Annotated in this window: 24 protein-coding genes; 13 read left to right on the top strand and 11 right to left on the bottom strand. The window is 69.6% G+C overall.

Features of this window, described 5'->3' with window-relative positions; all coding sequences use genetic code 11:
- Entirely contained in the window at positions 1-1242 is a 1242-nt protein-coding gene (locus C4V41_RS10850; protein ID WP_103955606.1) for a cytochrome P450, read from the bottom strand.
- 235 nt (positions 1243-1477) lie between these two features.
- Between C4V41_RS10850 and C4V41_RS10855 the strand changes: the two genes are divergently transcribed.
- A complete protein-coding gene (locus C4V41_RS10855) occupies positions 1478-2488 on the top strand; it encodes a methyltransferase domain-containing protein (protein ID WP_235030029.1) in 1011 nt (336 codons plus the stop codon).
- On the opposite strand, the gene C4V41_RS10860 is transcribed toward C4V41_RS10855, so the two are convergent.
- From C4V41_RS10860 to C4V41_RS10870, 3 genes are read right to left on the bottom strand one after another with little or no spacing between them, the layout of a single operon-like run.
- Positions 2489-3322, bottom strand: coding sequence for an alpha/beta fold hydrolase (locus C4V41_RS10860; RefSeq protein ID WP_103955608.1), 834 nt, complete (start codon positions 3320-3322; stop codon positions 2489-2491). It abuts the gene before it with no gap.
- A 38-nt stretch (positions 3323-3360) separates the two neighbouring features.
- A complete protein-coding gene (locus tag C4V41_RS10865; protein ID WP_103955609.1) occupies positions 3361-4614 on the bottom strand; it encodes a cytochrome P450 in 1254 nt (417 codons plus the stop codon).
- Positions 4615-4647: 33 nt separating this feature from the next.
- Positions 4648-6195 (bottom strand): GMC family oxidoreductase, encoded by a 1548-nt coding sequence (locus tag C4V41_RS10870; protein ID WP_103955610.1) that lies wholly within the window; start codon positions 6193-6195, stop codon positions 4648-4650.
- A 149-nt stretch (positions 6196-6344) separates the two neighbouring features.
- Here C4V41_RS10870 and C4V41_RS10875 point away from each other — a divergent pair, with 149 nt between their 5' ends.
- On the top strand, positions 6345-7883 hold the full coding sequence (locus C4V41_RS10875; RefSeq protein WP_103955611.1) for a long-chain-fatty-acid--CoA ligase: 1539 nt from the start codon (positions 6345-6347) through the stop codon (positions 7881-7883).
- 6 nt (positions 7884-7889) lie between these two features.
- On the opposite strand, the gene C4V41_RS10880 is transcribed toward C4V41_RS10875, so the two are convergent.
- The gene (locus tag C4V41_RS10880) at positions 7890-8315 is read right to left on the bottom strand and encodes an SgcJ/EcaC family oxidoreductase (RefSeq protein WP_103955612.1); all 426 of its coding nucleotides are present in this window, start codon (positions 8313-8315) and stop codon (positions 7890-7892) included.
- 82 nt (positions 8316-8397) lie between these two features.
- On the opposite strand from C4V41_RS10880, the gene C4V41_RS10885 reads away from it, so the two are divergent.
- The 7 genes from C4V41_RS10885 (at position 8398) to C4V41_RS10910 (ending at position 13871) form a co-directional block, all read left to right on the top strand.
- Positions 8398-8859 (top strand): MarR family winged helix-turn-helix transcriptional regulator, encoded by a 462-nt coding sequence (locus C4V41_RS10885; RefSeq protein ID WP_235030030.1) that lies wholly within the window; start codon positions 8398-8400, stop codon positions 8857-8859.
- Complete coding sequence (locus C4V41_RS61770) at positions 8859-9005, top strand: hypothetical protein (protein ID WP_160150240.1); 147 nt, start codon at positions 8859-8861, stop codon at positions 9003-9005. The genes C4V41_RS10885 and C4V41_RS61770 overlap by 1 nt, the downstream gene beginning before the upstream one ends.
- Before the next feature lie 5 nt (positions 9006-9010).
- Positions 9011-9952 carry a phosphotransferase gene (locus C4V41_RS10890; RefSeq protein ID WP_200823867.1) on the top strand — a complete coding sequence of 314 codons (942 nt, stop codon included), beginning with the start codon at positions 9011-9013 and terminating at the stop codon, positions 9950-9952.
- Between the two features lie 142 nt (positions 9953-10094).
- Positions 10095-11399: an extracellular catalytic domain type 1 short-chain-length polyhydroxyalkanoate depolymerase gene (locus C4V41_RS10895; RefSeq protein ID WP_103955613.1), complete on the top strand. Its 1305-nt coding sequence runs from the start codon at positions 10095-10097 to the stop codon at positions 11397-11399.
- Positions 11400-11862: 463 nt separating this feature from the next.
- Positions 11863-12420 (top strand): MarR family transcriptional regulator, encoded by a 558-nt coding sequence (locus tag C4V41_RS10900; RefSeq protein ID WP_200823868.1) that lies wholly within the window; start codon positions 11863-11865, stop codon positions 12418-12420.
- A 32-nt stretch (positions 12421-12452) separates the two neighbouring features.
- Positions 12453-12881: a HEPN domain-containing protein gene (locus tag C4V41_RS10905; RefSeq protein ID WP_200823869.1), complete on the top strand. Its 429-nt coding sequence runs from the start codon at positions 12453-12455 to the stop codon at positions 12879-12881.
- A gap of 60 nt (positions 12882-12941) precedes the next feature.
- Complete coding sequence (locus C4V41_RS10910) at positions 12942-13871, top strand: proline dehydrogenase family protein (protein WP_200823870.1); 930 nt, start codon at positions 12942-12944, stop codon at positions 13869-13871.
- Positions 13872-13987: 116 nt separating this feature from the next.
- On the opposite strand, the gene C4V41_RS10915 is transcribed toward C4V41_RS10910, so the two are convergent.
- Positions 13988-15289, bottom strand: a complete 1302-nt coding sequence (locus tag C4V41_RS10915; RefSeq protein ID WP_103955617.1) for a helix-turn-helix domain-containing protein — start codon at positions 15287-15289, stop codon at positions 13988-13990.
- Between the two features lie 223 nt (positions 15290-15512).
- On the opposite strand from C4V41_RS10915, the gene C4V41_RS10920 reads away from it, so the two are divergent.
- Both C4V41_RS10920 and C4V41_RS10925 read left to right on the top strand, forming a co-directional pair.
- Positions 15513-15842 (top strand): hypothetical protein, encoded by a 330-nt coding sequence (locus tag C4V41_RS10920; protein ID WP_146103617.1) that lies wholly within the window; start codon positions 15513-15515, stop codon positions 15840-15842.
- Between the two features lie 131 nt (positions 15843-15973).
- Complete coding sequence (locus tag C4V41_RS10925; RefSeq protein ID WP_146103618.1) at positions 15974-16201, top strand: hypothetical protein; 228 nt, start codon at positions 15974-15976, stop codon at positions 16199-16201.
- Between the two features lie 314 nt (positions 16202-16515).
- On the opposite strand, the gene C4V41_RS10930 is transcribed toward C4V41_RS10925, so the two are convergent.
- From C4V41_RS10930 to C4V41_RS10945, 4 genes are all read right to left on the bottom strand, one after another.
- A complete protein-coding gene (locus C4V41_RS10930; protein WP_103955748.1) occupies positions 16516-17775 on the bottom strand; it encodes a class I SAM-dependent methyltransferase in 1260 nt (419 codons plus the stop codon).
- 4 nt (positions 17776-17779) lie between these two features.
- Entirely contained in the window at positions 17780-19129 is a 1350-nt protein-coding gene (locus C4V41_RS10935; protein WP_103955749.1) for an FAD-binding oxidoreductase, read from the bottom strand.
- 145 nt (positions 19130-19274) lie between these two features.
- Positions 19275-20243 carry an NAD(P)-dependent oxidoreductase gene (locus tag C4V41_RS10940; protein ID WP_103955620.1) on the bottom strand — a complete coding sequence of 323 codons (969 nt, stop codon included), beginning with the start codon at positions 20241-20243 and terminating at the stop codon, positions 19275-19277.
- On the bottom strand, positions 20240-21796 hold the full coding sequence (locus C4V41_RS10945; protein WP_103955621.1) for a serine/threonine-protein kinase: 1557 nt from the start codon (positions 21794-21796) through the stop codon (positions 20240-20242). Before C4V41_RS10945 ends, C4V41_RS10940 begins: the two co-directional genes overlap by 4 nt.
- Positions 21797-21938: 142 nt before the next feature.
- Here C4V41_RS10945 and C4V41_RS10950 point away from each other — a divergent pair, with 142 nt between their 5' ends.
- Positions 21939-23060 carry a CaiB/BaiF CoA transferase family protein gene (locus C4V41_RS10950; RefSeq protein WP_103955622.1) on the top strand — a complete coding sequence of 374 codons (1122 nt, stop codon included), beginning with the start codon at positions 21939-21941 and terminating at the stop codon, positions 23058-23060.
- Positions 23057-24208, top strand: coding sequence for a cytochrome P450 (locus tag C4V41_RS10955; RefSeq protein ID WP_103955623.1), 1152 nt, complete (start codon positions 23057-23059; stop codon positions 24206-24208). Before C4V41_RS10950 ends, C4V41_RS10955 begins: the two co-directional genes overlap by 4 nt.
- Here the strand turns inward: C4V41_RS10955 and C4V41_RS10960 are convergent.
- Positions 24165-25388, bottom strand: a complete 1224-nt coding sequence (locus tag C4V41_RS10960) for an FAD-dependent monooxygenase (protein WP_103955624.1) — start codon at positions 25386-25388, stop codon at positions 24165-24167. The genes C4V41_RS10955 and C4V41_RS10960 overlap by 44 nt on opposite strands.
- Positions 25389-25449 lie beyond the last annotated feature (61 nt).

Here is a 25449-nt window from a genome sequence, read left to right on the forward strand (position 1 = left end):
TCAGAAGCGGCACTCCATGTGCTTGATGCCGTTGATGAAGCTGGAGTGCAGGCGGTCCGGCTTGCCGCCCTCGATGGCGGGCACGCGGCGCAGCAGCTCGCGGAACATCACCGTGATCTCCCTGCGCGCCAGGTGGGCGCCCAGGCAGAAGTGCGGGCCAGGGCCGCCGTAGCCGACGTGCGGGTTGGGGTGGCGGGTGATGTCGAAGCGCAGCGGGTCGGCGAACACGCTCTCGTCCCTGTTGGCGGCCCAGTAGAACAGGACAGCCTTCTGGCCCTTGCGGTAGAGGTGGCCGTTCATCTCGAAGTCGCGGGTGAGCTTGCGGCGCATGAAGTTCACCGGGGAGGCCAGCCGGACGATCTCCTCGACGGCTCCGGGGGCGCGGCCGTCGATGTCCTCCAGCCAGAGCGCGCGCTGGTCCGGGTTGTTGGTGAGCAGGCGCAGGCCGTACGAGATGGCGTTCCTGGTGGTCTCGTTGCCGGCCACCACCAGCAGGATGAAGAACGAGCCCAGCTCCTGCATGGTCAGCCGCTCGCCGTCGATGTTGGCGTTGACCAGCGACGAGATCAGGTCGCCCGTGGGGTGGCCGGCGCGGTGGGCGGCCAGGTCCTGGACCAGTTGCTGCAGCTCCATGCCGGCGTTGAGCAGGCGTTCGGCGAGCTGGTCGAGGTCGCCGCCGGTGTATTCGGGGTCGAAGCCGCCGAGGATGAGGTTGGAGCGGTCGAAGACGAACCGGTAGTCGCTCTCGGGGATGCCCATCATGTCGCAGATGATCTTCAGGGGCAGGCGCGCGGCGACCTCGGTGACGAAGTCGCAGCCAGGGCCCTTGGCCAGCAGGTCGTCGACGATGGCGGCCGCCGCCGACTCCACGTCCGCCTCGAACTGTTTGATCATCTTGGGCGTGAACGCTCGCGAGACGATCCTGCGCAGCCGGGCATGGCGGGGGTCGTCCATGTTGATCATCGAGCCGAAGTACTCGGCGAACTCGGCGGGCATGTCGGGGATGTTCGTCGCACCGCCGTCGCCTGAGCAGAAGACCTCCGGGTTGCGGCTGGCCTCCAGGATGTCGGCGTGCTTGACCAGCGCGTAGTAGCCGGGGCCCTTGGGCGCGTACGACATCTCCATCTCCTCGAAGAAGGCGGGGGTGTCACGCGCGCGCAGCCGCTCGAAGGCTTCTTCGCGCTCGCTCATGGGCTTGGCCCAGAAGTCGCGCTCCGACAGGTCGAAGTCCAGGACGCTCATGAGCCAATCATTCGAAAAGCGGCCACTTACGTCAATGGGTAGGACGTACACCGTACGTACGCGGCGCGGAAAAACCTGTGGCGCCCGCCGCCCGGCGAGCCCTAGGGTGTGCGCCGTGACGACCTACTTCTTCTTCCTGCGCTAGCGATCCGCCGGCGGGTCGCGGACACCCACCGCCGGCGATGCGGGACGGCCGGACTACCGCCGTCCCGGTTCGCGACGTGGGAGAAGACAGGTGTCAACCTTTGGCGTGGCCAGGGCCGTGCGTGGCATGGAGTCCCTGGTGGCCACGGAGATTCGACGTTCGCGCATCGGTGTGGTGCGCGGGTTGCGTCATCGCGAGGTGTGGTTCGAGGCCGCACCGGAGGCCGATCCGCTGCGGCTGCGCACCGCGGACGACGTGCTGATCGCCGTCGCCGTGGTGGACGGGATCGGCCAGGACCGCGCCGCGCTGCGACGGCTGGCGCGGGCGGCGCGGACGGTCGACGCGGGACGGCTGGTCAAGCCAGGCGACGGGCTGGAGGTGTCGGCGTCGTTCGTGGGGCGGCGCAACTACACCAGGTTCGAGATCGAGGACGCGGTCGGGGCCGAGCTGGCGCGGCCGTTGCGGGTGGCGTACCACTCCAGGCGGGACGGGAGGCGGCCGCCGCACGACGCGATGGCGTGGCGGGTCACGATCGAGGGCGACCAGGCCGTCATCGCGGTACGGGTGGCGGACCGGCCACTGCACCGCAGGGCGTACAAGACGGCGTCGATCCGGGGCACGCTGCATCCCCCGGTGGCCGCCGCCATGGCGGAGCTGGCCCGGCTGGATCAGGCCGGGACGGTGCTGGACCCCTGCTGCGGGGCGGGCACCACGCTGATCGAGGCGGCGGCGGGCGCGCCGGGCGTGCGGCTGCTGGGCTTCGACCACGACCCGGCCGCCGTCGCGGCCGCCGCCACCAACGCCCGCGCGGCCCGGCGGTCGCCGGCGTGGGGCGTGGCGGACGCGGGGCGGCTCCCGGTGGCCGCCGGCAGCGCGGACCGGGTGCTGGTCAACCCGCCCTGGGGACGGCAGGTGCCGCCCAGAGGGTCGCTGGCCGGCGGGCTGGGCCCGCTGTGGCGCGAGGTCCGCCGGGTGCTGGCCCCCGGCGGGCTCGTCGTGGCGCTGGTCCACGACGGGATCCCGCGCGGGTTCACGGTGGAGACGGCGGTCCCGGTGAGCCTGTCAGGGCAGCACCCGGTGCTCGCGGTGCTCAGACTGTAGCTATTGGTCGAGCCAGTCCAGGATCAGCCGGTTGACCTCGGCGGGCCGCTCCAGGTGCAGGAAGTGGCCCGCCCCCGCCACCTGCTCCGCCCTCGACCCCGGCGGCAGGTGACCCAGCGCGCCCTTGGCCATCTCGGCGCTCAGGCACCCGTCCTGGGCGCCGTGCAGGTAGAGCACGGGCCCGCCGATCCCGGGCTCGACCGCCGGATAGCGGCCGGAGGGCGGCGTGGTGCCGAGCATCGCCCGGTAGTAGCCGATGGCCGCGCTCAGGTTGGCGGGCTGGCCGATGCTGCGCCGGACGAACTCCAGCTCCTCGCTCGCGTCGTAGCCGGGCGACCAGTCGCGCCAGAGGCCCTCCATGAACCCGGGGGCCGCGGCGGCCGACTCGGCCAGGGCGGTCTGGAAGAGGAAGATGTAGAACGAGCGCTTGAGCTGCTCGTACTCGGAGAAGACGGCCGCCAGCGAGCCCGGCGGCGGCACCGCCAGCGCCACGGATCGCCGGAAGCGGCCCGCCGTGGCGTAGACGGGGAAGGTGCCCCAGTCGTGCCCGATGACGACGGCGTCGTCTCCGCCGCCGAGCTCCTCGTGCAGGGCGCGGAGGTCGGCGACCAGCGCGGCGGCCTCGTACGCGCCGTCGGCCGGGATCTCGGTGGGCGCGTAGCCGCGCATGAACGGCGCGACCGCGCGGTAGCCGCGCTCGGCCAGCGCGGGCATCAGGTGCCGCCAGGTGTGGGCGGTGTCGGGGAAACCGTGCAGGCACAGCGCCAGCGGTCCCTCACCTAATGTCAGATACGCGAACTCCACCCCGTTGGCGTGGATAGTCCTGATCTCCATGACTGCGAAACCTAGCACCCCCGCAAGCCTCCAGCACGTCAGAAGGTGTAACGCAGGTGCTTCACGCCGTTGATGAAGTTCGACAGCAGGAAGTCGGGCTCCCCCTCCGCCCTGATGGCCGGCAGGCGAGTGAACAGCTCGCGGAACATCACGGTCATCTCCCTGCGCGCCAGATGGGCGCCCAGGCAGTAGTGCGGCCCGGGGCCGCCGAAGCCGACGTGCGGGTTGGGGTCGCGGGTGATGTCGAACGTGTCCGGGTCCTTGAACACGCTCTCGTCCCGGTTGGCCGAGTTGTAGAAGAGCAGCACCTTGTCGCCCTTGCGGTAGGAGGTGCCGTTCATCTCGTGGTCGCGGGTCAGCGTGCGGCGGAACTGGATCACCGGGGTGGCGTAGCGGACGATCTCGTCGCAGGCCCCGACCACGCGGCCGTCGAAGTCGGCCAGCAGCAGCTCGCGCTGCTCGGGGTGGTCGGTGAAGAGCTTGAGCCCGTACGCGATCGCGTTGCGGGTGGTCTCGCTGCCGGCCACCACCAGCAGGATGAAGAACGAGCCCAGCTCCTGCGAGCTCAGCCGTTCCTCCCCGTTGACCAGCAGGCTCACCAGGTCGCCCGTGGGCCGCTTGCGCCGCTCGTCGCCCAGGCGGGCGGCCATCCGGTTGAGCGAGAAGCCGGCGCGCAGCAGCTTGGCCAGGCCGCGGGCGACGTTGACGCGGCTGAATCCGGGGTCGATGCCGGTGTATTCGGGGTCGGCGTTGCCGAGGATGACGTTGGTACGCCGCAACACCAGATCATGAAATTTCGGGGGAATCCCCATCATGTCGCAGATGACGCGTACCGGAAGTTGCGCGGCCACCTGCGCGACGAAGTCGCCAGGGCCCTCCTCGACCGCCCGGTCGACGATCTCGGCGGCGGCCCTGGCCAGGTCTTCTTCCATCTTCGACAGGATGCGCGGCGTGAACGCCCTGGAGACGATCCGCCGCAGCCTGGCGTGCTTCGGGTCGTCCATGTTGATCATCGAGCCGAAATAGACGCTCAGCCAGCGGGGCATGTCGGGAATGCTGTTGGAGCACGGCTCACTGCTGAACACGGCCGCGTTCCTGCTGGCCTCGGTCACGTCGGCGTGGCGGACGAGGGCGTGGTAGCCGGGGCCGCCACCGATGAACGGCACGGTCTGCTCCGGCATGAACACCGGGTGGTCCAGCTCACGGAGCCGGCGGAAGGCGTCCATGCGCTCGGCCTGCGGCAATCCCCAGAACGGGATCTGCGACATGTCCAGTTCGGCGGGCAGCGTCATACCCGTCAAGCCTTGTGCAAGTGGCCACTTACGTCAAGCCTTGTAGCCCCTGATCAGATCCGCCCCCTTTTCGCCGATCATGATGGCGGGCGCGTGGGTGTGGCCGCGGTTCAGGGTCGGCATGATGGAGACGTCGGCGACCCTGAGGCCCTCGACGCCGCGCACGCGCAGCTCCGGGTCCACGACCGAGGCGTCGTCGGTGCCCATGCGGCAGGTGCCGACCGGGTGGTAGAGGGTCTCGCCGCGTTCGCGTACCCACTGGGCCAGCTCCTCGTCGCTCTCCGGCGCCCAGTAGGGCGCCATCGGCCCGCCCGCCCACGGCTTCATCGCGGCGGTGGCGACCACCTGCTTGGCCGTCTTCAGCCCGGCGACCAGGCGCCTGACGTCGGCCTCCGCGCTCAGGTAGCCGGGGTCGATCATCGGCTCCCTGCCGCTGAGCCCGACCCGGCCGCGGCTCTCCGGCTGCAGCAGCACGACCCCGACGGTGAGCCCGTGGCCGGTCGGCGGGGTGAGCCCGTGGTCGAGGAACGGCCCGGGCACCCAGATCAGCTCGACGTCGGGCGCCGGCTCCTCGGCCGAGGTCTTGATGAACGCGACCGCCTCGCCCACGTTCGTGGTGAGCATGCCGGAGCGCAGGACGATGTAGCGCAGCAGGTTGACGATGCCCTCGGCCTTGGACAGCGTGACCGGCTGCTTGCACTCGACGAACACGCCGGTCGAGAGGTGGTCCTGGAGATTCTTGCCGACCTCGGGCAGCTCGTGCACGACCGGGATCCCGGCGTCGCGCAGCTCGCCCGGCGCGCCCACGCCCGAGCGCATGAGCAGGTAGGGAGAGCCGATCGTGCCCGCGGCCAGGATGACCTCGACCTTGGCCCGGACCTGGGTGCCGCCGCTGTGCTCGATGCCCGTCGCGCGCCGGCCGTCGAACGTGATCCGGTCCACGGTCGCCTTGGTGATCACGTGCAGGTTGGGCCGCGAGAGGGCCGGGCGCAGGTAGGCGTCGGCGGAGCTCCATCTCCTGCCCCGGTTCTGGGTGACGGGGGTCTGGCAGTAGCCCTCGTTGGAGCGGCCGTTCAGCTCGCCGAGGCGGGTGAGGCCCAGCTCCTCGCACGCCTTGAGGAACGCGGCGGTGGTGACGTTGGGGCTGCGCAGCTCGGAGATGTAGAGGGGGCCGGCGGTGCCGTAGACGCCGCCCAGGTTGCTGCCGACGCGGCGCTCGGCCTTGGTGAAGTAGGGCAGGACGTCGTCGTACGCCCAGCCGGGTACGCCCCACTGGTCGTAGTCCTGCTGGCAGCCGCGTACCCACATCTGGGCGTTGAGCGAGGACGAGCCGCCCAGCACGCGGCCCCTGGGCCAGTAGAGCTCGCGGCCGGACATCTCGCTCTGTTTGGACGTGGTGTAGTTCCAGTCGTAGTCGGTCTTGAAGAGCTTGGCGAAACCCGCCGGCATGCGGATCTCAAGCTTGTCGTCCTGCCCGCCCGCCTCGACGAGGGCCACCGACACGCCGGGGTCGGCGGACAGCCTGTTGGCCAGGACGCATCCGGCCGAGCCGGCCCCGACGATCACGTAGTCGTACTCCATGACCCCTCCAAGGGGTAAGTAACTTCCTACTTGCTTACTCCACGTAGGCGGACCGCGTCCATATTCACTTGTGACCTGCGTTACCTACCAAGCGGTATGGCCGGGCTGCGAGGATGGCGCCGAAGCCGTTCTAGAGGGAGGAAGGCGTCATGCTCAATCTGTCGGTCGTCCTGGAGGACAGCGCCAGGAACACCCCCGACGGCACCGCCATCGTCTTCGGCGACATGCGGCTGCCCTACTCAATGATCGACACTGTGGCCAACCAGGTGGCGAACCTGCTGGTGGCGCGGGGTGTCGGCAAGGGTGACAAGGTCGCGCTGGCGTGCCCGAACCTGCCGTACTTCCCGTTCGTCTACTACGGCATCCTGAAGGCCGGCGCGACGGTGGTGCCGCTCAACGTGCTGCTGCAGTCGCGCGAGATCGCCTATCACCTCGACGACAGTGACGCCAAGGCGCTGTTCTGCTTCGAGGGCACGCCCGAGCTGCCGCTGGGCGAGCGCGGCAAGGCGGGCTTCGAGGCCGCCGAGGGCTGCGACCACTTCTTCGTGCTGCCCGCGACCCCGCTGGCGACCGAGTCGGAGTACGGCGAGTCGATCTGGGCCGCGCTCGGCGGGATGGCCGGCACGTTCGAGACCGTACAGACGGCGCCCGACGACACCGCGGTGATCCTCTACACCTCGGGCACCACGGGCCAGCCCAAGGGCGCCGAGCTCAGCCACCAGAACATGCTGATGAACGCCATGGTCAGCGACAAGATGTTCCCCTCGGCCGAGGACGCGGCCGACACCTACCTGGCGGTGCTGCCGCTGTTCCACTCCTTCGGCCAGAGCGTCGTCATGAACACCGGCTTCCTGCGCGGCGCGACGGTGGTGCTGATGCCGCGCTTCGACCCGGGTGACGCGCTCGCGCTCATGGCCAAGGAGAACGTGACGTTCTTCGCCGGGGTGCCCACGATGTACTGGGCCATGCTGACGAAGATCCACGCGGAGGGCGCCGAGGTGCCGCGCTCGCTGCGCGTGTCCGTGGCGGGCGGCGCGTCCTCGCCGGTGGAGGTGCTCAAGGACTTCGAGCAGACCTTCGGCATCGGCATCCTGGAGGGGTACGGGCTCTCGGAGACCTCCCCGGTGGCCAGCTTCAACCAGCCCGGCCGGCCCGCCAAGCCCGGCACGATCGGCACCCCGATCTGGGGCGTGGAGATGAAGCTGGTCGACGGCGACTGGAAGACCGTCGAGGGCGAGGGCCCCGGCGAGATCGCCATCCGCGGCCACAACGTCATGAAGGGCTACTACGGCCGCGCGGAGGCGACGGCGGAGGTCATGAACGACGGCTGGTTCCGTACGGGCGACATCGCCACGCGCGACGCCGACGGCTACTACTCGATCATCGACCGGGCCAAGGACATGATCATCCGGGGCGGGTTCAACGTCTATCCGCGCGAGGTCGAAGAGGTCCTGATGACCCACGAGGCCGTGTCGCTGGCCGCGGTCGTCGGGGTCTCGCACGAGTCGCACGGCGAGGAGATCAAGGCGTACGTCATCCGCACCCCCGGGGCCACGCTCACCGAGGACGACCTGATCGCCTGGGCCAAGGAGAACATGGCGGCCTACAAGTACCCCCGGGTCGTCGAGTTCCGCGACGCCCTGCCGATGACGGCCACGGGCAAGATCCTCAAGCGCGAGCTGCGGTAGCGAGCCTCAGCGGCGGGGCGCGCTCGCCGGGACGAACCTGAACGACACGGCCTCCATCAGCGGCCGGCGCCGGGTGTTGTGGAAGGAGGCGATGAGCCAGCGGCCGTCGGCCTGGCGGACGAGGGTGTAGGTCTGCACCTTGCCGAGCCTGGCCGGCCGCTTTCTGGCCACGTCTCCCCTTCCGATGACCACGGCCGTGCCGGGGCCGTGGAAGTGGATCTCGGTGATCTCGTTGAACATCCTGGTGCCCTTCAGCACGCTGCCGAACAGCGCCCGGTGGCCGGCGGCGAGGTCGGCGCGGTCGCGGTAGACGGTGCCGACGAAGGTGGTGTAGGTCGCGTCCTCGGTGAAGCACGCGCCGTAGGCGTCGCCGTCGCCCCGGTTCCAGGCGGCTTCGAGGTCGGCGAACAGGTCGCGGATGCCCTGGTCCATGACATTACTCCTCTGATAGCGTGCAGTATCTGCACTGCGCGTTCATCTGCTCTCATGCAGATATTAGATTAAGGAAGAGGACTTGGACCCGTCAACCTCGTCGACCGACCTGAGCCGGGCGTTCCGGCGCTACATGAGCGCGATGGTCCTCAACAGCCTGGCCGCCGCCGAGGCCGCCGGGCTCAACGCGACCGACTACTACGCGCTCAACCTGCTCGACCTCACCGGGCCGCTCACCTCCGGCGAGCTGGCCACGCAGACGGGGCTGACCACCGGCGCCACGACGCGGCTCATCGACCGCCTGGAACAGGCCGGATATGTACGGCGATCGCCCGACCCGGCGGACCGGCGCAAGGTCATGGTCGAATCGGCCGGCACCCCCGAAGGGCTGGACGAGGTGCTGAAGGGCACCCGGCGGCGGCTGGCCGAGGTGTTCGCGGGCTGCTCGCAGGCCGAACTCGCCACCCTGCACGGCTACTTCGAGCGCGCCTCCACCGCCTACCGCGACGCCACGGACGAGCTCATCTCGGCGCGCAACGCCTGATGCTCGCCCTCTTCGACCTGGACAACACGCTGATCGACCGGCTGGCCGCCTTCAAGCGGTGGGCCGCCGACCACGTCGTGACGGACGTTGTCGCGGCCATCGGTCATATTCTGGATGAAAGTGCCCGGCGTGGGCCGATAGCGTGACCGGCATGCAGGATCGACCGGACGACTTCGACGAGGGGCTGCTGCGGCCCGCGCTGAGCGAGTGGGGCATCGAGGCCGCCACCCTGGACTACGCGCCGGTGGGGTTCGGCGACTTTCACTGGATCGCGGGCGGCCGGGGCGGGCGGCGCTGGTTCGTCACCGTGGCGGACGTGCGGCGGCACACGTACGAGGGGCTGCGGCTGGCCATGGACACGGCGGCGGCCCTGCGCGAGGAGGCGGGCCTGGAGTTCGTCGTCGCCCCGCTGCGCGCCACCGACGGCACCACGCTGCGCCGCCTCGACCGCCACCGGTACGCCATGAGCGTGTTCCCGTTCGCCGACGGCGTCCCCGGCGCGTTCGGCGACGAGCGCTCCGCCGCCGAGCGCGAGCTGATCATCGACCTCCTGGCCGGCCTGCACGCCACCCCGCCCCCGCTCTCCACCCCTGACCGGCCGGTGGAGTTGTCGGGCCGGGCGGCGCTCGAACAGTCCCTCCAGGGCTCCTCCCTCCCCTGGCTCGGCGGCCCGTACTCCGAACCCGCCCAGGAGCTGATCGCCCGTCACGCCCCGATGCTTCGGCACAGGCTGGCCGACTTCGACCGCCTGGCCCTCAAGCCCGGCGAGCCGGTGGTGACCCACGGAGAGCCGCACCCCGGCAACCTGCTGCGGGACGGCGAACGGCGGCTGCTGGTCGACTGGGACACGGTCGGGATGGCCGTACCGGAGCGGGACCTGTGGCTGGTGGCCGGGTCCGACGACGACCTGGCCCGCTACGCGGAGACCACCGGCCGCGTCCCGGACCCGGACGCACTGGCGCTCTACCGGCTGCGGTGGGCGCTCGACGACGTGGCGGAGTTCATCCAGTGGTTCCGCTCACCCCACGGCCGCACACCGGACGCCGAGCAGTCCTGGAAAGGGCTCACCGGCACACTCGCCGAGCTGTCCTGACCCTCGGAAACTTTCATCTACCAACATCACCTCTTGGCTGCTCACCGCTTCGCCGTCCCAGCCCCGATGCCCCGCCTGTTGTCATGCCGAAATTTTCTGTACAGACTCGCAACGTTTCGGCAGCAGCAGCGGGAGGAACTCGATGAAGCTGAGAGCTCGAATAGCAGGCGCCGTCGCGGCCGCGGCGGCCCTCGTCGTCGCCGGTCTGATCACCGCGCCCCCGGCCTCGTCGGCGCAGTTGACGGAGGTGACCGGCTTCGGTACGAACCCCAGCAACCTGCGCATGCACCTGTACGTCCCCGACGGCGTCCCCGCCCGCCCCGCGGTCCTGGTGGCCGTGCACTACTGCACCGGCTCCGGCCCGGCGTTCTACTCGGGCACCGAATTCGCCTCGCTCGCCGACCGGTACAAGTTCATCGTCATCTACCCCTCCGCCACCCGCAGCGGCTCCTGCTATGACGTCTCCTCCCCGCAGGCGCTCCGGCACGACGGCGGCAGTGACCCGGTGGGCATCGTCTCCATGGTCAGGTACGTCCAGCAGCGCCACGGCGGCGACCCCGACCGCACGTACGTGACCGGCGCCTCCTCCGGCGGCATGATGACCAACGTCCTGCTGGGCGACTATCCCGACGTGTTCAAGGCGGGCGCCTCGTTCATGGGCGTGCCGTTCGCCTGCTTCGCCACCACGGACGGATCGAGCTGGAACAGCGCCTGCGCCAACGGCCAGGTCACCAAGACGCCGCAGCAGTGGGGCGACCTCGTACGCGGGGCGTACCCGGGCTACAGCGGGCCGCGGCCGCGCATGCAGATCTGGCACGGCACCGAGGACAGCACGCTGCGCTATCCGAACTTCCAGGAACAGATCAAGCAGTGGACCAACGTCCACGGCCTGAGCCAGACCCCCAGCCTCACCGACCAGCCCCAGTCCGGCTGGACCAGGACCCGCTACGGCGGCACCGGCACCATGGCGGCCGTCGAGGCGATCAGCCTGCAGGGTGTCGGCCACAGCCTGCCACAGGGCGGGATGGCGGCCCGGGTCATCGACTTCTTCGGCCTGTCCGGCGGCGTCGGCCCCACCACCACTCCCACGCCCACCATCACGCCCACCATCACGCCCACGCCGGGCACGGGCGCGTGCCGGATCACGTACACCATGCAGCCCTGGAACACGGGCTTCACCACCGCCGTCACGGTCGCCAACACCGGCACGACCCAGCTCACCTCCTGGAGCCTGGCCTTCACCCTGCCCGCCGGCCAGGCGATCACCTCGGCCTGGAACGCGACGGTCACGCCGGCCAGCGGCCAGGTCACGGCCAAGAACGCGAGCTACAACGGCACCATCGCGCCGGGCGCGTCCGCCTCGTTCGGCTTCCAGGCCACCCACAACGGCAACACCGCCGAACCGGCCGCCTTCACGCTGAACGGCACCGCCTGCACGGTGGCCTGACTTCCCGGCTACCGGCCCGCTGGACATCCGGGACCAGCGGGCCGGTACTTTCCGTACACGGAAGGTTGCGCTTTGGAAACGGATTCATCTTCGCCATTCTCACGCTTGCCCGCATGCGGTCGGTAGCCATACGGTCACGATAAGCAGTTGGGAGAGGCAAAGGAGAGCACGTGGGCAGGCACGCGAAGCGCCACAATCCCAAAGAGCAGCCACAGGAGCCCAAAGAGGACTCCAACGGGGAAGAGCATCACCCGAGCCGGGGGCGGCACACCAAGGACAGACAGCGGTGCGCGGGGGAAAGCGATCGAGTCCCCCTCGGGGTCGGCGACCTGAACTGACGCGCGGCGGGGGGCGGCCACTCAGGCCGGCACGTGACGTTCCGGCTCCCCGGGCCTGGAAGTTGCATAAACTGCAAGCTATGTTTCAGTTTATGAAACAGCCGCCCTCCGTCTTGCTTCCGCTCTTGCGCTCCCCTTTCCAGGGTGAGCTGCTGGCCTGGTTGTTCCTGCATCCCGAAGAGGAATACGCGCAGGTGGACCTGGCCAGGCGATTCGAGGTGTCGCCGGCGTCCGTGACCCGTGAGGTCGACCGCCTGTCCGCCGCGGGGCTGCTCGCCACGCGGAGGGCCGGCAACATGCGCATGATCCGTGCCGACACGGACGTCCCCGTGGCCCGGCCCCTGACCGAGCTGCTCGCGTTGACCTATGGCCCGATCGCGGTGCTGGGTGAGCGACTGGCCGAGGTCCCGGGCGTCGAGGAGGCTTTCATCTATGGCTCTTGGGCCGCCCGATACTCGGGCGAACCGGGCCGCGTGCCGAACGACGTGGACGTTCTCGTCGTGGGTTCGGCGGACGAAGATGATCTTTACGACGCCGCCAGGGCCGCCGAGGGAGTACTCGGAAGGGAAGTGAACATCCGGCGGCTGAGTCGTGAGGCGTGGGCGTCCCCGGAAGGCGACCCCTTCCTGGAAACGGTGAAGACACGACCGCTGGTACGGCTTCAGATGGGCGAGGGCCAATGAGGTGGGAACAGGGGCGCGCGACGCTCGAAGGCATGCTGGGACGCGGCGAACTCGAAAAGGTCGCCGCCAGTCGCCCCCAAGCCGAAGCCCTGCTCGACCAGGCGGGAAGACATGTGGCGACGGCCCGGCTGGCGATGGAGTCGGATCCGATCGGCGCCTATCAGTTGCTGTACGACGCGGCACGCAAGTCACTCGGCGCGATCCTGGAGAACCAGGGCCTCAGGGCGAGCAGCCGAGGCGGCCACATCGCGGTCTACGAGGCGGTCGTCGCGCAGCTCGACCCACCGCTGGGAAAGAGCCTGCGCCCCTTCGACCGGATGCGACGCCGCCGGAACGAGGCCGAATACCCGCGACCGGGTTCTCCCGGATTCAGCGCGGAGGAGGTCCGTGCCGACATCCCCAAGGTAGAGGCGATCATGGAGATCGCGACCAGGGTCATCGACCAGATGCGGCCCTTCTAGCGGCTTCTAAAAAAATCTATATTGATGATAGAGTCCGCCTGCCCGACCGAAAGGACCACCATGACGGTGATGGAGCAGGCTGCCCAAACCCTGCGAGCCCTGGCCCTGGACGAAGACCTCAAGGACCGGATCGCCTCCGACCCCGCGCTGCGCGAGCTCGCCTGGCGGGCCGCCCAGCGGTACGTCGGCGGACGCACCCTCTCCGAGGCACTCGACCGCGCCGCCCTCATCAACGCCCGGGGGCAGGCCGCCTCCATCGACTACATGGGCGAGAGCTGCCGCGACGCCGAACGCGCCACGGCCGAGACGCAGATCTTCGTGAACCTGTCCCGGGAGATGGCCGAGCGCGGGCTGGACTGCTCCGTCTCCCTGGACCTGTCCCACATCGGCTCGGTGGTGGATCGCGATCTCGGCCTGGCGAACGCCACCCGGCTGGCCGAGGCCACCGCCGGCGCGGGACAGGAGATGATGATCTCGATGGAGGGCTCGGACCGTACCGACCTCATCCTGTGGACCCACGAGCGCCTCTGCGAACGCTTCGACCACGTCGGCGTCACCATTCAGGCGCGGCTGCGCAGGACCGCCGACGACCTGCCCCGCCTGCTCGACCGCCCCGGACGCATCCGCCTGGCCAAAGGCTCCTACCTCGAACCCGAGTCCATCGCCCACCCGCGCGGCAGCCGGGAACTGCGGACCGCCTACCTCGACCACGCCGCCAAGCTCCTCGGCAGCGGCCACCCCTGCTCCATCGCCACCCACGACGCCGACCTCCTGGACGAGCTGCACGAGCGCGGGGGTTCGGGGCGGCACGAGTACGAGATGCTGCTCGGTCTGGGCACCGACCTGCTGGCCAGAATGCAGGAACGCGGCCACCGCGTCCGCGAGTACGTGGTCTTCGGCGATGAATGGTGGCTGTACGTCTGCAACCGCATCGCGGAAGACCCGACCCGCCTGTTCCAGGCCCTTACCGACGTCACCTCAATCTCATAGTCCTGAGCAGGGGTTCCGCGGGCGGCCGTCGTCTCGATCGGCCTGCGGCAGGGTGTGCCGCAGCGCTCCAAGAGCGCGTGGGACGCCCTATGCCGCCGGGTCCCACCGGCGCCGCGTCACGCCTCGATGGCGAGCATCGACCGAAGATCACCCACCGCCGCCCGCCCCCGCTGCTCCACCGGCACGGCGCTCAGCACCATCCGCCCGGCCCGCATCACCAATGTCGTCCGATGCATGGCCGGCAGCTCGTCCAGAATGTCGGCCGCCTCTCGTAGCCCTTCGTCGATGCCACCGTTCACCACCGTGCACTGCGATGTGAGCAGGCGCGCGATGACCGGGTATTGGCGGTCCGGGTTCGATGCGATGACCTGTTCCCGCGCGTCAACAGCGCGGCTCTCGTCGCCGGCCGCGCTGTACACCCACACCCGGGCGAACGGGAGCTGGCCCGCGCGCCAGTAGTCGGCCATGATGCCGACCGGGAGTTGCTCAGTGGCCAACCGTTCGCTGATCCGCTCCAGGGTGTCGCACGCTTCATCGTGGCGTCCGACCATGGACAGCGCCTTTGCCCGGGTGTAATCGATCAGAGCGGCGCCGTACGAGCTTGGAGCCCGGGCCATGATCGGCTGGGCGGCGTCGAGCATCCTCAGCACCGTCATCGGATCGCGCTGGCTTCCGGAGATTCCGTGACCGGCCTCGGTGCTTCGGACACCGAGTTGGAGATGCAGGTCGCCGGACGCGTCGGCCGCGTGGCGGGCGGTGCGCCACCAGCGGATCGCGGCCCCGTGGTCGCCGAGCCGGGTGAGGACGTTGGCGTGCAACGTGCTCAAGGCCGACAGGGCGCGGTACAGCCCCCGCGTTTGCGCATGGTCAGCGCCGAGCTGCGCGGTGGCCTGTCGCAACTGGTGCAGGACGGCGGTGAGGTCGATGCGGACGTCCGCTTGTACCTGGGCCGGTGGTCGATGCCGGATGGCGTGCAGGTGGTCGGCGCACGCCAGCTCCCAGTCCTCGATCGGCCGTGAGCCGGGGATGCTGAGGTCGATGAGCTGTCGGAGGGCCTCGGTTGGTCCGACGGCTCCTAGTCCGGCGGCCATCTGCAGTAGTCGGCGGCGTTCCGTGGTGTCCTCCCCATATGCGTCGTCTATTTTCAGAGTACGCACGGGACTCATTGTGGCGGTAGAGGGGCGAAACTCCGCAATGGGAGCGGTGGGCGTCTCATTTCTCTCATATGCCTCAATTAGCTCACCGCCCGCATGGGTGGCCGCGTCCAGCGCCTCGACCACTGTAAGGGTTGGCGTTCCATGGCCGTTTTCAAGCTTATGGACGTAGCTGATTGAAATGTCCGCCGCGTTGGCCACCGCCTGGAGAGTGCGCTTGCCGCGCAGGCGGCGCAGGACCTGCCCGAACGTCTCGCCGTCCATGCCGCCTCCAGCGCGCCCAACATCTTTCCACTCTTTTCCACCGAGCCCAGTGAAAGACGCTTCAAGAGAGTGAACGTCTTTTATCTGGACCCGGCCGCGTCTGCTGGCCACGCTACTGCTGAACGACGTGAACGTCCTCCGGAATCACGCATTGAACACCACCGCCATTGACGGTTCACTTTTGAACGGAGACCCGAAATGTCCCTTGCTCACGGCGATTGATATGTCCCTGACGGATGCCGAACTCAATGAGCTACTCGACGCGGCGAATCGAGACCTGCTTCGAGTAGTGTCGCTATCGGGAGATGCCGAGGACTGGACGCTCCTTCAGCTCTCCGTGTTGTGCGGCACCTACCCGCTGTGGCACATCGAGCGCGGATGCGACGCGACGGGACGGATGTGGTGGGCGGCCCGCCTCCGCCACGAGGTCACCCCTGCCATGGCGGCAACCGGCATCACGCAGGAGGTCGAAGAGGCGGACCCCATCGCCCTCGCGGCCGTGCTCGCCTGGCAGACCTACCTGTTCAACTGCTGGCGGGCCCGCGCCGGCTAGCCGCGAAGCTCCCCAGCCCGTCATCGGTCCGTCTTGGGCGGGTTGAGGGGATCCAAGCCGGGCGCCCGGCATAGCCGCCCAGGGCAGGAAGGCGCGACCCCGCACACGACGCGCCACCGGAAGTGATCACCGTGTACATCTGGGAACCGCACACCCCGCAAAGGCTGCGATACGTCAAGGAAGCCTCCTGCTGCGAGGCGTACATCCTGTGCTCCGAGGGAGCCCAGTACTACGTCCTGCGCCGTGTCGACTTCGCCAGGTTCGAGGAGACCGCCCGAGGCCCTTACGGGTACGCCGCCGCCGCGTGGCTCGACCTCGCGGAACAGCACGAGCAAGAGGCCCACCGGGCGGCATCGTGATCGTCGTGCAGTGGGTCTGCCTGCCGTGGGTAACGCTCAATCCGCCCGGCCCTGCGGACAAGAGCCAGGCTCGCCGCAGCCGACTATTTGCGAACGTACCGAGCACATCGTGACCCTGCTCCCGCTCGCCGACAAAGAAGGACGCGACGAAGGTGGCCCACGACCGGGAAAGCCCTCTCGCCCAGAGGTTCGGGGTGAAGCCACGAACCTCTGGGCCAGGACGCCCGAGCGCAAGCGAGGACCGCGCCTTTAGGGGGTCGAAGGGGCGCAGCCCCTGGGAGGCAGGGCCTGAACCAAAGGCGCGAAGGCCTTGTTCAGGGCCAGTTGAGAGCGGGGCGCAGGGGGACTCCGGAGCGGCCGTCTTGGTCGAGTTTGACGCCGAGGACCTGGTGGAGCTGGACCTTGTTGCGTTCGAAGCCCACGATGCAGCCCGCCATGTACAGGGCCCACACGCGAGCCGTCCCCATGCCGACCTCCTGCACCGCGTCGTCCCAGTTCAGGCTCAGGTTGTCGCACCAGAACCGCAGGGTCTTCGCGTAGTGCTCGCGCAGGTTCTCCTCGTGGCGGATCTCGAAGCCGAGGTCCTCCATCTGCCGGATCAGCCAGCCCACCGACTCCAGTTCGCCGTCGGGAAAGACGTACCGGTCGATGAAGCCGCCCTTGTTGAACGTCTTCTCCTTGCCGGTCGGCCGGGTGATGCAGTGGTTGAGGATGCGGCCGCCGGGCTTGAGCTTGCCGTACAGGAACTCGAAGTACGACGGCACGTTCGCCTTGCCGATGTGCTCGGTCAGGCCGATCGAGCTGACGGCGTCGAAGCCGGTCTCCTGGACGTCGCGGTAGTCCATGAAGCGGACCTCCGCGAGCTCCTGCAGGCCCGCCTCGGCGATGGCCTTCTGGGCCCATTCCGCCTGCTGCCGGCTGAGCGTCACGCCGAGGGCCTTGACGCCGTAGTGCTTGGCGGCGTGCATGACCATGCCGCCCCAGCCGCAGCCCACGTCGAGCAGGCGCATCCCGGGCTTGAGGTCGAGCTTGCGGGCCACCAGGTCGAACTTGGCGTATTGGGCCGCTTCGAGCGTCGCGTCCTCTTCCGGGAAGCAGGCGCAGGTGTAGGCCATGGACGGCCCGAGCACCCACTCGTAGAAGCGGTTGGAGACGTCGTAGTGATGGTGGATGGCCTCGGCGTCACGCTGTTTGGCGTGGCGGGAGCCCAGTTTGGCCAGGGCGCTCCTGCGCATCTCCTGCGGTGGCGGCGGCACGCGCATGAGCAGCGGCTTGACGCCCAGGGAACGCACTGCGGACAGTTTCTCGGAGGCGGTCAGGTCGTTGGTGGTGATGTTCCACATGCGGTCGAGCAGGGCGTACAGGTCACCGTGCACGTCGATGTGCCCGGCGATGTACGCCCTGGCCAAACCCAGCTCACCCGGAGCCTGGGCCATGTAGGCCACCGCGATGGGGGACTTCACCTCTAGCGCCAGGTCGGCCCCGTCCGGCCCGGCCTTGCTGCCGTCGTACGCCATGAACGCGATGTTCGCGTCCGAGCCGACGATCTTTTCAAAGATGGTTGCCAGAGCCATCTGCTCACCTTCCCCGTACACACTTTTCGTACAGGTCCAGCAGGCGACCATTCGGGTCGTATTCCCGCTTGACCGGCCAATAGGCGTCGCCGTTGTAGAGCTGCCAGAACTGCTCACGGGCGTAGAAGGAGGTCGAGTAGAGCGACTTGTGGCCGTCGAGCTCGTGCACCGAGTGCTCGATCAGCCGGTTGTAGTAACCGTCGAACTGCCCCCGTGGCAGCGGGACCATTCCCCAGAATCCGAAGTTGACGTAGAGCCTGCCAGGCTCCAGCGGGTAGATCGGCCAGCGCGAGGAGGCCCGCAGGGGGCACATCCACACCGGTGTCATGCCCACCTGGGCGTGGAAGAACTCCAGGAATTCGGCGCCCCGCTCGACCGGCGTCTCGACGTCCTGGATGACCGATTCGTGCACGGGCTGGTCGCGCCAGCGGTCGATGCGGTCGGTCAGGCGGTATTTGCGGTCGAGGGCCACCAGGCGGCGGTAGACGTCGGAGCGCATCCAGCGGCGCGGCATGAGTGAGCGGACCATGGGCTGCTGGACGCCGAAGGCGCGCGAGCACCAGAACCAGTCGGTGTCCCAGCGCCACAGGTAGTCGCGCACGGTCAGCCAGTCGCGGGTGCGCTGCTGGATCGACTGGTAGTAGATCCGCATGCCCGTGTAGTCGGACAGGTAGGGGGCGCGGTCGGCGAAGCGGCCCACCGTGAGGTACATCTCGCCGGGGCCGAAGAAGACGCCGTCCACGAAGTCGACGGCCTCGCCGTCGTGCACCATGCTGTCGCAGATCTCCTGCATGGCCAGCATGCACTTGCCCGCGTCGGTGAACTTGACGTGGGTGAGGTGCACGTACGGCTGGACCTTGCGGAGTTTGATCCTGATCCGCAGCGCGTAGCCGAGCGTGCCGTAGGAGTTGGGGAAGGCGCGGAAGAGGTCGCGGTGCTCGTTGTCGTCGCGGGCGACGATGACGCGCCCGTCGCCGGTGAGGATTTCGAGCTCTTCGACCGACTCGTGCGGGAGCCCGTCCCTGAAGCTGGTGGACTCGATGCCGAGCCCGGTCACGGCGCCGCCCAGAGTGATCGTCTTGAGCTGCGGCACCACGTACGGCATGAGCCCGTGCGCCAGCGTGGCGTCCACCAGGTGCTCGTACGTCGTCATCCCCTGGACCTCGGCCGTCATGGTCTCGGGATCGACGCTGATCACCTCGTCGAGGTCCCGGGCCGACAGCTTGGCCGTCCTGCCCCCGTCGCGGAACCGGAAAAGGTTGGAGGTGGCCTTGGCCAGACGAGGCGAGGCGTCGCCGGGGATCTCGGCGTACGACTTCCTGATCTGCTCTACTGCCCGTTGGTGTGTCGACATCGTCGTCGTCACGAAAGCACCCCCTTGAGCTGGTAGAGATCGTCCGTAAGACCGTATCTCTCGTGGCCTATCCGGAACAGACCGGGGTCGTTAAAGACACGAAAACTGTTCATCGTTGCAGGTGATTCCGCCCCGCTGCAGGCGTTTACGCGAACTTCCTGGTGATCACCGGTGATACGCCGTTCAGCACGCCGTCGACCTCGCGCCCTTCGACGGCCGCGGCCAGGTTGTCCAGGGTGGCCGCGAGCAGCCGGCCGGTGGCCTCCGGCGTGACGCCGGCGACGTGCGGGGACAGCAGCACGCCGGGCAGGTCGCGGAGGGGGTCGCCGGCGGGCAGGGGCTCCACGTCGAAGACGTCGAGGGCGGCGCCGCCCAGGTGGCCCGCGCGCAGGGCCTCGACGAGCGCGGGCTGGTCCACGACCCCGCCTCTGGCGGCGTTGACGAGCAGCGCGCCCTGCTTCATCCGGCCGGGATCGACCAGGCCGCGGGTCTCCTCCGACAGCGCGATCACGACGACCACGACGTCGCTGCCGGACAGGAGCGGCGCCAGCTCCTCGTAGCCGGGGTCCTCGCGCGGCGTGCGGGTCCAGTAGGTGACCTGGCAGCCGAGCGCGCGGAACATCTCCGCGCACGTGGCGCCGATCGGGCCGTAGCCGACGACGCCCACGCGGCGGCCGCGCAGTTCGTGCGGCTGCAGTCCCTGCTGGGGCCATTCGCCCGCGCGTACGGCGGCGTCGGCGGCGGCCAGCTTGCGCGACAGCGAGAACGTGGCGGCCACGCACCACTCAGAGACCGCGACGGCGCTGACGCCGGGCGTGTTGGCCAGCGGTATCCCGGCCGCGGCCAGGGCGTCGAGGTCGTGGCCGTCCACACCCACGGATGGCTGCTGCACGAACGACAGCCGCGGCGCCGCCTTGACCGCCTCGGCGTCGAGGGCCAGCGTCGCCGTCCAGTCGCCAAGCACGATGTCGGCCTCGGGCAGCGCGGCCATCAGCGCGTCCCGGTCACGGGCGGCGGGGACCCTGACCGTCACCTGGTCGCCGAGCGGGGCGAGCAGGCGGCGCATGAGCTCTTCGGGGAGCGGGGGCAGGGCGAGCAGGTTCCAGGGGCTCATGCCCCCACAGTAAAGCTGTTGATCACCTGCCGCATAAGGGCCCTGTTGCGCTGCCACTGGTTCTCGGCGACCGTCCACGACAGCAGGTACGCGGTGTCGCCGATCGCCAGCGCCCGGCGTATCTCGTGGTAGCGCATGCCGGGCTTGACCCACGGCTGGTCGCTCGCCGGGCCCGCGGTCCAGGAGAACTCCCACTGCACGGCCTTGACGCCCTGGTGCGTGACCGTCCTGCGGCCGCGGCCGACGACGTTCTGGGCGCTCTGCTTGAGGGTCTCCTCCGAGTTACGCATGATCTGGTTCGCGTCGGTCATGGAGTAGACGGCCTCGACCCCGAAATGGGCATTGCCGTCCCTGCGGGTCCACTCCGTGTACGCCTCCTTCAGCGCGCCCCGCCAGCCCGTGGGCCGCATCACCGACCAGGCGCCGTCGCGCGCCTTCCACATCCGTACGATCTGGACTTCCGGGGTCGGCGTCGGGGTCGCCGACGGCGTCGCGCTCGGCTCCGGGGTGGCCGTGGCGGTCGGCGTGAGCGGGCTGGTCACGGCGGCCGGCATGGTGGTGGCGCGCGGCGCGCCCTCCGCCGGGGAGGAGCCCCTGAAGTAGGCCACCGCGCCGCCCGTGCCGACCAGCACCACCGTCGCGACCACGGCGAGCATCGCCCGGCCGGGACCCTGGCGCTTCTTGCGCCGGCTGCGCCGCTCGGGCATGTCGTCGAGGTCGCTGTGCGCGGGCCGGGCGGTGGCGATGGCCGCGAGCAGCCGGTCGGCCTCCTCGGCGCTCACCCGGTCCTGGGGCTCCTTCTGGAGCAGGCCGCGCAGGATCGGATGCATGGCCGGCGGGATCCTGCGGTAGTCGGGCTCCTCGGTGAGCAGCGCGTTGAGGGTCGCCATGGGGTCGCCGCGCTCGAAGGGCGAGCGGCCGACCATGCAGGCGTAGAGGGTGGCGCCCAGCGACCACAGGTCGGAGGCGGGCCCCGCCTCGTCGGCGCGGACCCGTTCGGGGGCCAGGAAGCTCGGCGAGCCGGTGACCATGCCCGTGCTGGTCAGCGAGGAGTCACCCTCGACGGTCGCGATGCCGAAGTCCATGAGCACCGCGCGGCCGTCGTCGGCCAGCAGGATGTTGCTCGGCTTGACGTCGCGGTGCAGGATGCCGGCCTCGTGCGCGGACTTCAGTGCCGACAGCACCTGCCTGCCCAGCGCGGCCGCCTCGCGCACCGGGAGCGCGCCCGTGGTGAGCACGACCTGCTCGACCGACGGATGGCTGACCAGCTCCATCACGATCCACGGCCGGCCGCCCTCCTCGACCACGTCGTAGATCGCGACGACCGAAGGATGGTTCAGCTTGGCCGCGGTGCGGGCCTCGCGGGCGGTCCTCAGGAGCTGACGCTCCTGGTCGCCCGGCGACAGCCCGTCCGGGAGCAGTACCTCCTTGATGGCGACCTGCCGGTTCAGCAGTGTGTCGCGGCCCTCCCAGACCACGCCCATACCCCCGCGGCCCAGTTCGCGCGTGAGCTGATAACGCTGCGCCACCAGCCGGTTGCTGTCCGAAACCATGTCCTACCCCTGTAGACCGCCACAACAGTGGGCAAGTTTCCCATACCTCCCACGAGTTCGCCGGAAGGTCGCGAAGGCTGCTTGCAGTAGATCACCGAATGTTGTTCTACTGAGGCAGGGTCCACAGTCGAGGAGAGATCGAATGTCTGAGGTTCGCCGAGGTCCGCTGTCCGGGGTGCGCGTGCTGGAGCTGGCGGGGCTCGCGCCTGGACCGTTCGCGGGGATGATGCTAGCCGATCACGGCGCGGAAGTCCTCCGAGTAGACCGGATCAAGGGGGTTTCCGACCAGCCGCGCTCGGATGTCATGGATCGCGGCAAGCACACGATCGGCCTGGATCTGAAGGCCCCCGAGGGCGTGGCGGCGTTCAAGGAGCTGGCGCGGCGGGCCGACGTGGTGATCGAGGTGTTCCGGCCGGGGGTGGCCGAGCGGCTCGGCATCGGGCCCGAGGATCTGCGCGCGGTGAACGAGCGGCTGGTGTACGGCCGCATGACCGGCTGGGGCCAGGACGGGCCGCTGGCGCCGACGGCCGGGCACGACATCGACTACATCGCCGTCTCCGGCGTCCTGTCCATGCTGGGCCGCGAGGGGGACAAGCCGACGCCGCCGATCAACATCCTGGGCGACTTCGCCGGCGGCGGGCTCATGCTCGCGTACGGGGTGCTGCTCGCCCTGTTCGAACGGGAGCGCACCGGTCAGGGCCGGGTGGTCGACGCGGCCATGGTGGACGGGGCGGCGATCCTGTTCTCGATGTTCTACCAGGCCGCCCAGAGCGGGCACTGGGGACCACGAGGCACGAACCTGCTGGACACCGGCGCCCCGCAGTACGACACGTACGAAACCGCCGACGGCCGGTACGTCGCCGTCGGCTCCCTGGAGCCGCAGTTCTGGGAGACCATGGTGCGTCTCATGGGCCTGACCGACCTGCCCGACAGGAACGACAGGGCCCAGTGGCCCGCGCTCAAGGCCCGCCTGGCCGAGGAGTTCAGGTCCAGGACCCGCGCCGAGTGGGAGGCGCTCTTCGAGGGCTCCGACGCCTGCGTCTCGCCCGTGCTGTCCATGGCCGAGGCGGCCGCCCATCCGCACAACGTGGCGCGCGGCTCCTTCGTCCAGGTCGGCGGCATCACCCACCCGGTGCCCGCCCCCCGCCTGCTCGGCGTCCCGGAGCAGGACCTCTCCCCCGCCACCCGCCTGGCCGACCTGTCCGGATGGGGCCTGTCCCAGGAGGAGGCGGACAAGCTACGCGGCCAAGGAGTGCTCGCATGATCGACTTACTCGACGGCGACCTGTACGCCGGCGACCCCACCCCCACCTACGCCTGGCTGCGCGAGCACGCCCCCGCCTACCACGACACGGCCAACAACCTGTGGGGCGTCTCCCGCCACGCCGACATCTCCGCCATCGAGCGCGACCCCAAGCTCTGGACCAGCACGGTCGGCTACCGTCCCCAGCTCCCCTCGGAGCCGTCCATGATCGGCCTGGACGACCCCGAGCACGCCGAGCGCCGCCGGCTCGTCTACCGCCGCTTCACCCCCCGCTACGTACACGAACGCTACGCCGACCGTGTGCGCGAGGTCGTCGTCGAGCTGCTGACCCGGGCGCTGGAGAAGGGCTCGGTGGACGTGGTGCCCGACCTGGCCGCGCCGCTGCCGGCCCGGATGATCGGCTGGCTGCTCGGGTTCCCCGACGAGGAGTGGCCCCGGCTCAAGCACTGGTCGGAGACCACGATCGTGGCCGGGGGCGGGCTGCGCTACGTCACGCACGAGGCCGCCGTGGCCGCGGGCGAGTACGGCCAGGCCGTGCTCGACCTGGCCGCCGAGCGCCGCGCCTGCCCGCAGGACGATCTGCTGTCGCTCTGGTGCGCCAGCCCCGCGTACGACGACCACCACCTCGCGAACGAGGCCCTGCTGCTGCTCGACGGCGGCGCCGAGACCACCAGGACGGTCATCGCCACCGCGATCGACGCGCTGATCCGGCATCCGGACCAGTGGCGGCTGCTGCGCGAGGACCGGGGGCTGATGGAGGGGGCGGTGGAGGAGTTCATCCGGTGGACCACACCGATTCTCAACATGTGCCGCGCGGCCACCCGCGACACCTCCCTGCACGGGCAGCGGATCGCCGAGGGGCAGCAGGTGCTGCTCATGTACGGGTCGGCGAACCGGGATCCCGGGGTGTTCGCCGATCCGGAGGTGTTCGACGTGACCAGGAGGCCGGGCGGGCACATCGCGTTCGGCCTGGGCACGCACTTCTGCCTGGGGGCGGCGCTGGCCAGGCTGGAGCTGCGGATCTTCTTCGAGGAGTGGCTGGACCGGGTCGGCTCGGCCGCCTGGGCGGACGCGGAGGGGCCGCGGATCCTGCCCAACGCCTTCGTCAGGGGCGTGACGTCGTTCCCTGTCGAACTGCGTAGTCCTTGAGCTCGATCGTGTCGTGCAGGCGCACACCCTTGCTGCCGGCCTTGACGACGGCCCTGGTGAGCGCGACGGGCAGGCGGGTGACCAGGCGCACGCCCTGGGTGAGCGCCCACAGGTCGAACCGGCTGCCGGGGACGATGCTCCTGGCCGCGCGGACGGCGAAGGCGCGGCTGCGGCGGACGTATTCGGCCAGTTCGGCCTCGTAGGCCGGGAAGGCGCGCGTGTGGTCGCCGCCGTGCGCGGCCAGCTCTCCCGCCAGGATGTACGCCCCCACGACCGCCAGGCTCGTGCTCCCCCCGACGGCCGGCCCGGGGCAGTAGCCCGCGTCGCCCACCAGCGTCACCCGGCCGCGTGACCAGGTGTCCATGCGGAGCTGGGTGATCGAGTCGAAGTAGAACGCGGGCGTGCGGTCCAGCTCCGCCATGAGCCTGGGCACCTGCCAGCCCATGCCCGCGAAGCGCTCACGCAGCAGCTCCTTCTGCCTGGCGACGTCCCGGTGGTGGTAGTCGAGCGGCTCCGGCGTCCTGAACAGGAACACCGCCCGCGCGTCGGACATGTGGGCGGCGCCGTACATTCCGGCCATCCTGCCCACCCCCGCGATGCCCTCCATGCGGCCGTCCAGACCCAGGTGGTTGGGCACCGAGACGACGGCCAGATAGGCGCCGATCCAGGTGGTGAAGTCCGACTCGGGGCCGAAGACCAGGCGGCGTACGTTGGAGTGCAGGCCGTCGGCGCCCACCACGAGGTCGTAGGAGTCGGTCCGGCCGCTGTCGAACGCCACCTCGCCGTTGTCCGCGATCGAGGCGATGGAGTCGCCGAAGACGTAGCCGACGTCGTCGCGGGTGGCGTCGTAGAGGATCTCGCTGAGGTCGTCGCGCATGATCTCGACGTGCCGGTTGGAGACGGCGGCCATGAGGCGGCGCACCTCCAGCTCCACCGGGCGCGCGACGCCCTCCCGGTACATGGTCAGCCGCTCGGTGCCGGTCTTGGCGGCCAGCACGGGCTCCAGCACGCCCATCCGCTCCACGATGTCCATCGCGGGCCTGAACAGGTCGATCGCGTGGCCGCCCGTCTTCCGCAGCGCCGGGGCCCGTTCGACGACGGTGACGTCGTGGCCGTACTTGTGCAGCCAGTACGCCAGCACCGGCCCCGCGACGCTCGCTCCCGAGATCAGGATCCTCATGACCCCCTCCTTACCTTCCGTTAAGTAAGGACGGTAACACGCAGGCTTACTTAACGGAAGG

The sequence above is a fragment of the Nonomuraea solani genome (genome assembly GCF_900108335.1).
Taxonomy (GTDB): domain Bacteria; phylum Actinomycetota; class Actinomycetes; order Streptosporangiales; family Streptosporangiaceae; genus Nonomuraea; species Nonomuraea solani.